Here is an 11490-nt window from a genome sequence, read left to right as displayed (position 1 = left end):
CGCAAAAGATTTCCGGGTAGAAATCGTGCAACCGGCCCCTTCGCCGAAGATCAACGACCCGACAACGCCGCCTCGATCGCTCGGGACATTCTCGACTCGGAGCCGGGGGCGACCCAGCACCAGTCTCCCAGGTTGGAATCCCCCTCCTCGAAGTGGCGGTCGGTGGGGATGTATCCGGTGCCGGCCTCGCCGTAGCCCATCGTCAGGACGAACGAGTCGGGTCGGGCTCGCTGGGCCATGAGCTGATATTCCACGTACGACTCGCCGGGCAGGAGCAGGAACTGGGCGTGACCGAAGTCGAGCACCGGCACGTCGATCGAGTGCCCGGCGTCCTCGCGAGCCCGCCAGCTCAGGCCCATCGCGGCCAGGCACTGGCCGAACGGCTTCGGGTCGGTCGCGAGTCGATTCTCCAGGTCCTCGACCGTGAACCCGGGCCCGTCCCGTGGCTCCAGCCGCATCGGGACCGACCGGAAATCGACCCGATCGATCGGAGTCCGCGCGGTCGCACCCCAGGCCTCGACCATCCCCCGGTGGATCCGGGATGTCAGCACGTCGCGGTTCTCGGGCGAGCCATCGTTATATTTCCCGGCGGTGACATTTCCGCTGCATCCCGAGAGGTAGATCTGAAAGACCCCGGGCAGTTCCTCCTGCCGACGCCGACGGGCCAGGCCGATGAAGTCGGCCGAGACGCCCCCCTTGCCATAGAAGCTCATCGGATGGGTCGCGTAGGCGCTGAGAGCCAGGAGGGGCCGATCACCGTCCCAGAAGCTCAAGGTCTTGAGCCAGGGATCGATCAGGCCCTCGGGCTGGTCGCGGATCGAGGGGTCTCGCGTGGCGCTCATCCGATCGAACGCGGGGCTTCCGTCCGGCTTGAGGTAGCGGCGGTTCGATGCCACCTTCTCGACCTTCGCCTGCCCGGTCCCGAGGTGCGTCACGACTCGGGCCGAACCCAGGCTCTCGCGTAGGGCGCGGGCCACGGCCTGGACCGCTCGCTCGTGAAAGGCGAGGTCGCAGATCCCGCCGGTCGCGTGTTGACGATCGAGCAGGCGCTGGGCCGCGAGGTCGGCGATGGGGGTATCGTGCTGGTGGAGGCTGGTCACGAAAACGCGACGGGATTCGGTCCCGGCGGCCTGGGCGAGAGCCTCGCGCCACCGATCGAAAGCCTCGCCCCGGATCTCGCACCAGTCGATCGCGGTCAGGACGATCGGAGCCCCCGCCCCCAGGAAGACGAACCCTCGGGCCTCCAGAGGGTCGAGGACCTCGCGGGCCGGGGCGATCCCGCCCCCCATCAGGGGGTGCCCCATCGGAGGGGTGACGTCGGCCGAGAAGGTGGCCAGGCGGAATGGGCCGGGAGGCGCGGCGGCCATCGAGCCGCAGGTTAGCCCTGCCGCGAGTGTACCCAGGACCCCTCGGCGGCTGATCCGGGAGATCGGTCGTGTCGACGGGCCGAGGTCGGCCTCCAGATGGCTCATCGGCGGCTCCTGAAGTTCGGTCGCGAGGGGGGCCCGGCCAGGGCATGGAAACCCCCGGTCCGTTCGACTGAATCGTCCCGCTTCGGCAGTCGGATTGTCGGGCGGATCGGACCGACGGTCAACCGGTCGCTCGCCCCCTTTCCCCCGGAGTCGGGGCGGGATATCCTCACCCGGTCGATCTCGACCCGATCCACCAAGGGGGAGTCGCCCATGATGCATTCCTCGACGGTCGCGGTTTCCGATGGCGGGAGTGACGCGACTTCGACCGGGACGCCCCTCCACCGGGTGGAATCGATCGACCTCTTGCGCGGTCTGGTGATGGTGATGATGGTCCTCGACCACGTCCGCGACTACTTCACCGATTCCCGGATCAACCCGACCGACCTGTCCAGCACCACTTCGGCCCTCTTCTTCACCCGATGGATCACGCATTTTTGCGCGCCGACGTTCGTCTTCCTGGCCGGGGTCGGCGCGTCACTCTCGGGTGCCCGCAAGTCGCGATGGGAATTGACCCGATCCCTGATCTGGCGAGGGTTCTGGTTGATCTTCCTGGAGCAGACCTGGTGCAACGTGACCATGTTCTTCACCTACCCGCATTCCGTCCTGGGTCTGGTCCTCTGGGCGATCGGCTGGTCGATGATCGCCCTCGCGGCGTTGATCCATTTGCCGCGGGTCGTCGTGGGGGGGATCGGGGTGGCGATGATCGTGCTCCACAATCAGACCGATGGTTTCAGCCCTCAGGGGGAGATCACGGGGCTACTCTGGGGGATCCTGCACGTCCCCGGCTTCAGGTTCTTGCACGAAAAAGTACCGATCCTGGTGGGCTACCCGCTGATCCCCTGGATCGGGGTGATGGCTTTGGGATACGCGATAGGGCCGCTATTCTTGAAGGCCCCCGAGCGGAGGAGATCGCTCCTGCTGGCGATCGGCATGGGGAGTGTCGCGGGATTCTTCATCCTCCGGTTCCTCAACGTCTATGGCGACCCGCAGCCCTGGGCGGTGCAATCCAGCCCGCTCAGGACCGCGATGTCGTTCCTGAATTGCCAAAAATATCCGCCATCGCTCCTCTTCCTGATGATGACCCTGGGGCCGGCGTTCCTGGCCCTGGCGGCCTTCGATCGCGGCCTGGGTCGTGCCGGACATCCCTTGCAAGTCCTCGGTCGCGTGCCACTCTTCTTCTACCTCCTGCAATGGCCGGTCGCTCATGGGCTCGCCGTCCTGGTGGCGCTCGGTCGAGGCGAGGAGGTCGGCTGGATGTTCCGATTCCCGCCGTTCGAGGCCCCTCCCGGCTATGGTTACTCGCTCCCGATCGTCTACCTGTTCTGGGGACTCACGGTCGCCCTGTTGTACTACCCGAGCTTCTGGTACTCCCGGCTACGCTACCCCCCAGGCAAACCGGACCGGCTTGACGAGATCGAGACCGGATCCGGGGCGGGCTGACCTCGATTCCGTCAACGCATCCGAATTGATCCGGCTCGAACGAGAACCGATCCGCACGGGGGACTCATGCCGACCTCTCTCGACTACGTCTCGACCGGCACCCCGATGGGTGCGAACCTGATCGCCGACGGGGCCACCTTCCGGGTCTGGGCTCCCAACGCCGAGGGCGTGTATATCCTGGGTGATTTCAACGGGCGAGCGAAGGGAGAGGGCAGCCTGCTGAACAAGGTCGACAACGGGCACTGGGTGGGGTTTGTCCGGGGGGTCAAGGATCGGGATCGGTACATATTCCACGTCGACGGCAAGGGGAGTTCCGGGCCGAAGCGCGACCCTTATGCCCGCGAATTGCAGTCGCCCTTCCCTGCGGATTGCATCATCCGGAGGTCCGATTTCCCCTGGCACAAGACCGGATTCGTGACGCCTCGCTTCCCCGATTTCGTCCTCTATCAGCTCCACGTCGGCACCTACTTCACGCCGAACCTCCCCCGGAAAGGGGGCACGTTCCTCGATGTGGCCAGGAAGATCCCGCACCTCAAGGATCTCGGCGTCACGGCGATCCAGTTGCTGCCGATCCAGGAGTTTCAGACGTCCTTCAGCCTGGGCTACAACGGGACCGATTACTTCTCGCCCGAGATGGACTTCGCCGTCAGGGACGAGGATCTTGCGCCGTACGTCGACGAGGTGAATGGCATGCTCGATGCCTGGGGCCTCCGCCGCTATCGGGTGGATGACCTCCGCGGCGAGATGAACCAGCTCAAGGCGCTGATCGACCTCTGCCACGTCCACGGCCTGGCGATCATCCTGGACGTCGTCTACAACCACGCCGGCGGCGACTTCGGCGATCAGAGCCTCTGGTTCTTCGACCGGCAACCGACCGACGGCGGCCCCTGGAACTCGCTCTACTTCTCCGACGAGGGGCATGCCGGAGGCCAGGTCTTTGACTTCGGCAAGCCGGAAGTCCGCGATTTCCTGATCCAGAACGCGAAGTTCTTCCTCGACGAATATCGCGTCGACGGATTCCGATACGATCAGGTCAGCGTGATCGATCACGAGGGTGCGCCTCACGGCTGGAAATTCTGCCAGGATCTGACCTCCACGCTCAATCACCATCGACCGAGCGCGATCGACAAGGCCGAGTACTGGGGCGTCAACCCATACGTCGTGAAACCTCCCTCGGAGGGGGGGGCGGGCTTCGACACCACGCTCACCGATGGGCTCCGGATCGCCATCCGGGATGTCATCAAGGAGGCCAGCCAGCCCGACGAGCGTCCTCTCGACATGACCGGCCTGGCGCGGAGTCTCTGGCCCGACGGATTCGCCGAGCAATGGCGATTCGTGCAGGGGCCCGAGAACCACGACATCGTCTATCGGGACCGTGAACCTCGGGTGGCGAAGCTGGGGGATTTCAACAACCCCCGATCCTGGTACGGGAGGAGTCGCGCGAGGGTCGCCACGGGGATCAGCCTGACCGCGCCGGGAATTCCGATGCTCTTCATGGGTCAGGAATTCCTGGAGGACAAGCAATGGGCCGACGACTTCGAGAACCACGCGGACCTGCTGCTGTACTGGGCGGGCGTCGACTCGGGCGACCGGCAGATGCTCGACCACATCCGCTTCACTCGCGAACTGCTCGGGCTCCGATGGCGGCAGCCCGCCCTCCGAGGAGACGGCTTCCGGACGGTCTATGCCCACGACCAGGACCGCGTCCTGGCGTTCCATCGCTGGATCCCGGGCGAAGGCCATGACGTGATCGTGGTCGTGCACCTCTCGACTTTCAACCGGTTTGACTACCGGATCGGGTTCCCCGGCGGCGGCTCCTGGAGCGAGGTCTTCAACAGCGACGTCTACGAGAACTGGGTGAACCCCAACGTCGTCGGCAACGGAGGTCGGGTGCTCGCCGAACCTTCGCCGATGCATGGCTTCGACTTCTCCGCCTCGCTCGTCCTGCCCGCAAACAGTGTCCTCGTGTTCGCCCGCTGAGGGGCGATCAATCCGGGGTCATCCCGCGCCGGGCCTGCCGGATCGCCGTCTCGTAGGCGTCCGGCAGGGCGATCCCTTTGCCGCCCTCCGACCACCATCGAGGCGACTCGGTGTAGATCCAGACATACTCGTCGGACCGCTCCAGGGCTCGACGGAGGCTGGCCTCGAAGGAATCGGGCGTGAAGTAATTCTTCGAAGGATCGTCCACGTCCCAGCCCTTCTTCCGCCAGTCGTAGTCGAGCCAGAGGCCGAAACCCGCCGAGACGACTCGACCATACTTCGGCCCGTCGTCGACGATCGGCAGGACCCCTTCTTTCATCAGGCGATACCCCTCGTCGAACTTCTCCGGCTCCCGATAGCCGTACGAAAGTTCGAAGCCGTCCACGATCCGGGCTCCTTCCCTGGCCGCCTCCACCATCCCGTCGAGGAACGGGGCCAGCAGCCCATATCTCGATTCGGCAAGAGTCTTCTCCCCCCGATCGGACTCGACCAATGCCAGGGTGTGGCCGAAGGTGAGGAAGACCGTCAGGCCCGGGAAACCCTCCTGGAACGCCCCCATGACCTCTCGACCCCGTCGCTTCGCCTGGTCGGCGTACTGGTCCCAGGATTTCGACTTCGCGTCCCGTTGCATCGAATAGGTGAAGAGCCCGCCCTCGTACTCCTCCACGTCGAAGAGGATCCCGGCGCACTTCCCCGCGCGGGCGACCTTCGCGGCCAGCCGGGCATTTCCCAGGATCGCCCCATAATCGTCGAACCAGTCCAGGTCACCCGGGGCGGTGTTGAACCTCAGGAAGTTGCGGGTGAATCGCCGGAATGGCGTCGCCTTCAGGTCGTCGAGAGCGGCTTGAAAATCGGATTCCCGAAAAGCCCGACGGCCCCAGCCGAGCCAGGTGAAGTTCTCGCGTCGGCCTTCCGGGTTCGATGTCATCACGTGGAAGACGCAACCGTCGAACGGGGTCTTCTCGATCATCTCGATGTTCCGCCTGAGGAAGGCCGTATCGGGCTCGTCCCAGCCGAACTCGATGAGCCGCTTGACCGGAGGTTCGGGAGGGCTTTGCCCTCCCGCGCGTCCCTCGGAGAAAACCAGCATGAGGAGGCCGAAGGCGAGGAGCTTCGAGGGCACTCCACGCATCCCCACGAGCGATTCCGTCGGATCGAGCATAAAGGGCGGACTCCTGCTGCCGGGCGGTAGACTCGATGGGCTTTCCCGTGTTTCGATTGTAGCCCCGGGATCGACGGGCCACACCGTGGACGCGACCTCGGAGGCCGATTGATCTCGACCGAAGACACGGTGACAATCTGCACCGGTGGGCTGCGTCGACGTTTCTCGTCATCGCCAGGGGGTCTGACGGATGATCAGTCATTCCGGGAAATACTTGTGGCTCGCGGCGATCGCGCTGTGGTTCGCCTCGCCCTGCCTCGCCGACATCAGGTTCAACACCAACTTCGAGGGCGGTTCGCTGGGCACCATCGAGACCCTCGGCGAGGGCTCCTACCGATGCCACGTCCGGGGCCAGCAGAACGAGTCGGGGCGGAACCGCCAGGCGAGCTGGTACTTCTTCCGGATGGATGAGGTCGGTGGCCGCGACCTGACCATCACCCTCACCGACTTCGTCGGGGAATATAACGGCAAGCCGGGCGCGGTCCCGATGGGGCCGGGGATCGTCCCGGTCTTCAGCGAGGATGGCGAACACTGGAAAGGCGTCCCCGAGGTCTCCTGGGACGATCAAGCCAAGGAGGCGACGATCAAGCTCCGTCCCGGGGGCAACTCCGTCTGGATCGCCCACCAGGTGCCCTACACGGCCGCGAGGCTGAATCGGCTCCTGGACGAACTCGGCCGGTCGAAGGATGCCCGGGTCGAGGTCATCGGCAAGTCCGCGCGAGGCCGGGACCTCCATCTGGTCACGGTGACCGATCCGGATAAGCCCGATCCAGGCAAGGCCACGGTCTGGCTCCAGGCCCGCCAGCACGCCTGGGAATCCGGGACCTCGTTCGTCATGGAGGGGGCGCTCCGGTTCGTGACCTCGGACGAGCCGGCGGCCCGATCGCTCCGGGGCAGGGTCATCTTCAAGTTCACACCGATGGTCGACCCCGATGGGTCCGCCGAGGGGCAGGTCCGGTTCAACGCCAATGGGTTCGACGTGAATCGCCACTGGGACGAAGTCACCCTCGCCCGGAAGGAAGACCTCGCGCGGATGCCGGAGATCTGGTACGTCAAGAAGGCGATCCTCGGGCATCTCGACTCGGGGAAGAAGATCGACCTGATGCTCAACCTGCACAATACCGAGACGGCGGAGTATATCGAGACGATGGCCTCGGACGAGACTTCGCGAGCCATCGTCGGCCGGCTGAGCGATCGACTGGTCGGGGAGACGACCTTCCGGCCCACCCGAGGACCGACACTGGGGGCTGAAGGGGGCGGGACGGCCAACGTCCTCCATTCCGAGACCGGCCTCCTGATTCTACTGATGGAGCAGAGGATCGCGAAGGACCCGGAGACCGGGCGGTCGCCAATGCCCGAGGACCGCCTCGCCTTCGGGGCCAAACTGATCGCGATCATAGCCGGGACCATCTTGCCTTGAGGCGGCTTCCTCCCGCCCCGACCGCCCGGTATCCTCTGTGCGAGCCGATTGACCGGTCGCCCACCTCTCGAGAATGATCCCATCATGATTGCCGCTCTCACCGCGCTTTGTCTGACCGGGATGATCGCGGCCCCGGCCGCTGGGGCGATCGACCTCTCCCACGCGACCGTCGTCAACCGCGAGGAGGGTGCCGGCGAGGCCGAGCGTACCGCCGGGATCGTCCTCATCGAGGAGGCCGAGAGGAGGACCGGCATCCGCTGGGCCAGGCAGTCCGCATGGCCGAAGACCGGTGCCGTCATCGTGGCGACCTCGAAGCTGGACGACCCCGGCGAGGCCCCGGCCGAAGTCCGGGCGAAGGCCGCGAGCCTGAAGCCGGAAGGATTCGTCCTGAGTGTGGACACCTCCCGGCCAGGGCAACCGACGGTCTGGATCGTCGGGGCCGACGCCCGCGGGGTCCTCTTCGGGGTCGGCAAGCTCCTCAGATTGATGGAGATGACCGGAGGTTCGGCAACGATCGGGTCGGGAACGAGCCTGGCCACCTCGCCGAGGTATCCCATCCGGGGGCACCAGCTCGGATACCGCAACCGGGCCAACTCGTGGGATGCCTGGGACGCGAAGCAGTTCGAGCAATACATCCGCGAACTCGCCCTGTTCGGCTCCAACTGCGTCGAGAACATCCCCTTCGAGGACGGGACGTCGAGCCCGCTCATGAAAATCTCGAGGGCCGAGATGAACGTCCGGATGAGCGAGATCTGCCGGCGATACGACCAGGATTACTGGCTCTGGACCCCGGCGGATTTCGACCTGAAGGACGTCGACCTCCGCGCGAAAGCCCTGAAAGAGCACGAGGACCTTTATAAAGCTTGCCCGAGGCTGGATGCCATCTTCGTGCCGGGGGGCGATCCGGGCGACAACGACCCTTCGCTGGTGATGCCCTTCCTCAAGGATCTCGCCGATCGGCTCGCGAAGGACCACCCTAGGGCGAAGGTCTGGCTCTCGCTCCAGGGGTTCGAGGACGAGCAAGCCGAGTTCGTCTACCGCTATCTCGACGAAGCGAAGCCGACCTGGTTCGGAGGGATCGTCTGCGGGCCGAGCAGCCCGTCGATCCCGGAGACCCGCAAGCGGCTCGACCCGAGTTATCCGATCCGCCACTACCCCGACATCACGCACAACGTCAGGGCCCAGTACCCGATCCCCTGGTGGGACCCTGCGCTGGCGATGACCCTGGGTCGCGAGGCGATCAACCCACGCCCGGTCCAGTACGCCGAGATCCACAACGCCCTGGCCCCCCTCACCGCCGGGTTCCTCTCGTATTCCGACGGGGTCCACGACGACGTCAACAAGGTCGTCTGGAGCGGGCTCGCCTGGGACCCCCGGACTCCGGTCCGGGAGATCCTGGTGGAGTACGCCCGCGTCTTCTTCGCCCCGGAAGTCGCCGAGCGGGCGGCCGACGGCATCCTGGCCCTGGAGAAGAACTGGGAGGGATCGCTCCGCGACAACGGCGGCGTCGAGGCGACCCTCGCGTTGTGGGATGAGCTGGAAGCGCGATCGCCCCGCCTCGAAGAGAACTGGCGGTGGCAGATGTGCCTGGTCCGCGCCGTTTACGACGCCTACACGCGGCGTCGCCTGATCGACGAGACGGCCCTGGAGCAGGAGGCACTAGCCGGGCTGGTCGAGGCCCCTGCGAAGGGCTCGGAAGCCGCGATGGACTCGGCGATGTCCGTACTTCGCAGGGCGGAGGCCCAACCGGTCAATCCCGAACTCCGACGCCGGATCGACGAGCTTTGCGAGGCACTCTTCCGATCGATCTCGCTCCAGACCAGCCAGGGCCGATACCACGCGAGCGGGGCCGAACGCGGCTGCTTCCTCGACTTCGTCGATCATCCCCTGAACAGTCGATGGTGGCTGGAAGACCAGTTCGCCACCGTCCGCAAGCTCGAGTCGGAACCGGAGAGGTTGGCCCGGCTGGACCTCCTCCGGACCTGGGAGAATCCCGGCCCGGGGAGCTTCTACGACGACGTGGGCAACCCCGGCAAGTCCCCGCACGTCCTGGTCGGCGACATCACCACGCTTGGCCTGAGCACGGCCCACACCCCGATTCCCGAGGTCCTCTGGTGGGAGAACGGCAAGAGCCGGGAGCGGCCCGCCTGGATGGTCGTGATGAACTGGCCCGTCGCGATGCTCTACAACGGGCTCGACCCCGAGGCCAACTACATGATCCGGTCCACCGGGAACGGGACCTGCCTCCTCTCGATCGACGGCGAGCCGGTCGAGCCCTCGGTCGATCATCGAAGAATCGGCGAGTTCAAGGAGTTCCCCGTCCCGAAGCAACTCCTGAAGGATGGGACCTTACGGCTGACCTTTAAACGCCCGGTCGAGAACGTGAACTGGCGGTTTCAATCCCGGCTCTCGGAACTCTGGCTCCTGAAGCGTTGACCGATCGCGGTCGCCTCGAAAGCTCTGTCGTTCATGGAGCCGCCTTGGCTTGCTTGCGAATTTTCACCGGCCCGGTGTTCTGCCGAGGCTGGCCGGGCGTGCTCCGGCCATTGGCGACGTATTTCTCCAGGAGTGAGGTCAATCCTTCAACGATCTCGGGATGCTCGGCCTGGACGTTGTGTTGCTCGCCCCGGTCTTCGGCGAGGTTGAACAGCTGGACGTCGGGGAGTCCGTCCGCCTCATCGCGGTCGGGACGGGGCTTGCTCCACCCGCCCGAGTCGGGGCAGAGGGCCAGCTTCCAGTGCCCCTGGCGGATCGCGAATGACCCGTTGATCGAGTGATGGACGGTGGCCTCGCGCAACGGCCCGGTTGCCGTGCCGAGCAGGGCGGGCAGCAGGCTCACGCTGTCCTCGGCCGCATCGCCGGGCAGGCTCTTGCCGAGTATCTCGGCGCTCGTGGCAAACAGGTCGGTCAGGCAGATGACCTGATCGCTGGCCGTCCCCGGCTTGACCTGGCCCGGCCATCGGACGATGAAGGGCACCCGATGCCCGCCCTCGAAGATATCCGACTTCGTCCCGCGAAACCCCGCACTCGGGTCGTGCCCCTTGGCCAGCAGCGCGGGATAATCGGCCTGGGGCGAACAGCCGTTATCGCTGGTGAAGATCACCAGGGTCTCGCCGGCCAGCCCGGCCCGATCCAGCGATCCCAGAATCTGCCCGACCGCGTCGTCGACCTGCATCACGAAGTCGGCATAGTCGTTGATCCCCGACTTACCCTGCCACTTGGGCGTGGCCAGGATCGGCGTGTGGGGGGCGGAGAGGGGAACGTAGAGGAAGAACGGCCGGCCGGCCCGCGCGGCCTCGGCACTCTTCCGGATGAATGTGGTCGATTCCCGGACTAGGTTCGGGAGGACGTCGATCGCCTCGAAGTCGGCGACGGCGGGCCCCTTCCGGCCCCATTTCTTCTCGACCGTCGGCAAGCCAAGCGAGCGATCCTGATCGATGAACACGAAGGGGGCCATGTCGAGCGAGGCGCTGATGCCGAAGAAGCGGTCGAAACCGACGGCGGTCGGCCCGTTCGTGGCCGATCGGGCGTAGTCGATCTCCCAGCCGGTCTTGATCCTGACCGAGGGATCCTTCCCCCGGAGGTGCCAGTCGAGCCCGAGATGCCACTTGCCGATGCAGGCGGTCCGATAGCCGTTGCTCCGCAGAAACTCGGGGACTGTCAGTCGGTTGGGCTCGATCAGACGCTTCGAATAACCTTGAAGGACGCCCGATTTCAGCGGAGATCTCCAGCTATATCGACCCGTCAAGATTCCGTAGCGGGTGGGGGTACAGACCGCCGAACCGGAGTGGGCGTCGGTAAATCGCATCCCATCGGAGGCCAGGCGATCGATCTGGGGGGTGGCGATCTTCCCTCGAGGGTTATAGCAAGCGACGTCGCCGAATCCGAGGTCGTCGGCAAGGATGTAGATGATATTCGGCGACCGAGGCGAAATCGGACCCTCGGTCGGGGCTCCGCTCGCCACCGAGAAGGTCAGGCAGAATCCGCAGATCAGCCGGTGGAGTCGCATGGGTCGG

The 11490-nt window shown here is 65.6% G+C and carries 7 protein-coding genes; 4 read left to right on the top strand and 3 right to left on the bottom strand.

What is annotated here, in order from left to right; translation table 11 throughout:
- Window positions 1-50: 50 nt before the first annotated feature.
- Window positions 51-1472: a hypothetical protein gene (locus P12x_RS14720; RefSeq protein WP_435011624.1), complete on the bottom strand. Its 1422-nt coding sequence runs from the start codon at window positions 1470-1472 to the stop codon at window positions 51-53.
- Window positions 1473-1682: 210 nt separating this feature from the next.
- Between P12x_RS14720 and P12x_RS14715 the strand changes: the two genes are divergently transcribed.
- Window positions 1683-2912: a DUF1624 domain-containing protein gene (locus P12x_RS14715; protein ID WP_435011623.1), complete on the top strand. Its 1230-nt coding sequence runs from the start codon at window positions 1683-1685 to the stop codon at window positions 2910-2912.
- Between the two features lie 66 nt (window positions 2913-2978).
- Window positions 2979-4892: an alpha-amylase family glycosyl hydrolase gene (locus P12x_RS14710; protein WP_435011622.1), complete on the top strand. Its 1914-nt coding sequence runs from the start codon at window positions 2979-2981 to the stop codon at window positions 4890-4892.
- A gap of 7 nt (window positions 4893-4899) precedes the next feature.
- Here the strand turns inward: P12x_RS14710 and P12x_RS14705 are convergent, their stop codons facing one another.
- A complete protein-coding gene (locus P12x_RS14705) occupies window positions 4900-6054 on the bottom strand; it encodes a hypothetical protein (protein ID WP_435011621.1) in 1155 nt (384 codons plus the stop codon).
- Between the two features lie 190 nt (window positions 6055-6244).
- Here P12x_RS14705 and P12x_RS14700 point away from each other — a divergent pair, with 190 nt between their 5' ends.
- Window positions 6245-7474 carry a M14-type cytosolic carboxypeptidase gene (locus P12x_RS14700; protein WP_435011620.1) on the top strand — a complete coding sequence of 410 codons (1230 nt, stop codon included), beginning with the start codon at window positions 6245-6247 and terminating at the stop codon, window positions 7472-7474.
- Window positions 7475-7558: 84 nt separating this feature from the next.
- Window positions 7559-9910, top strand: a complete 2352-nt coding sequence (locus tag P12x_RS14695) for a glycoside hydrolase family 20 zincin-like fold domain-containing protein (protein ID WP_435011619.1) — start codon at window positions 7559-7561, stop codon at window positions 9908-9910.
- A 31-nt stretch (window positions 9911-9941) separates the two neighbouring features.
- Here P12x_RS14695 and P12x_RS14690 read toward each other — a convergent pair whose 3' ends face one another.
- The gene (locus tag P12x_RS14690) at window positions 9942-11483 is read right to left on the bottom strand and encodes a sulfatase family protein (RefSeq protein ID WP_435011618.1); all 1542 of its coding nucleotides are present in this window, start codon (window positions 11481-11483) and stop codon (window positions 9942-9944) included.
- Window positions 11484-11490 lie beyond the last annotated feature (7 nt).

Origin of the sequence: Tundrisphaera lichenicola, assembly GCF_051175385.1 — a bacterium.
GTDB lineage: Bacteria > Planctomycetota > Planctomycetia > Isosphaerales > Isosphaeraceae > Tundrisphaera > Tundrisphaera lichenicola.
The sequence above is the reverse complement of the archived record's forward strand: the minus strand, read 5'-3'. Positions and strand labels throughout refer to the sequence as shown.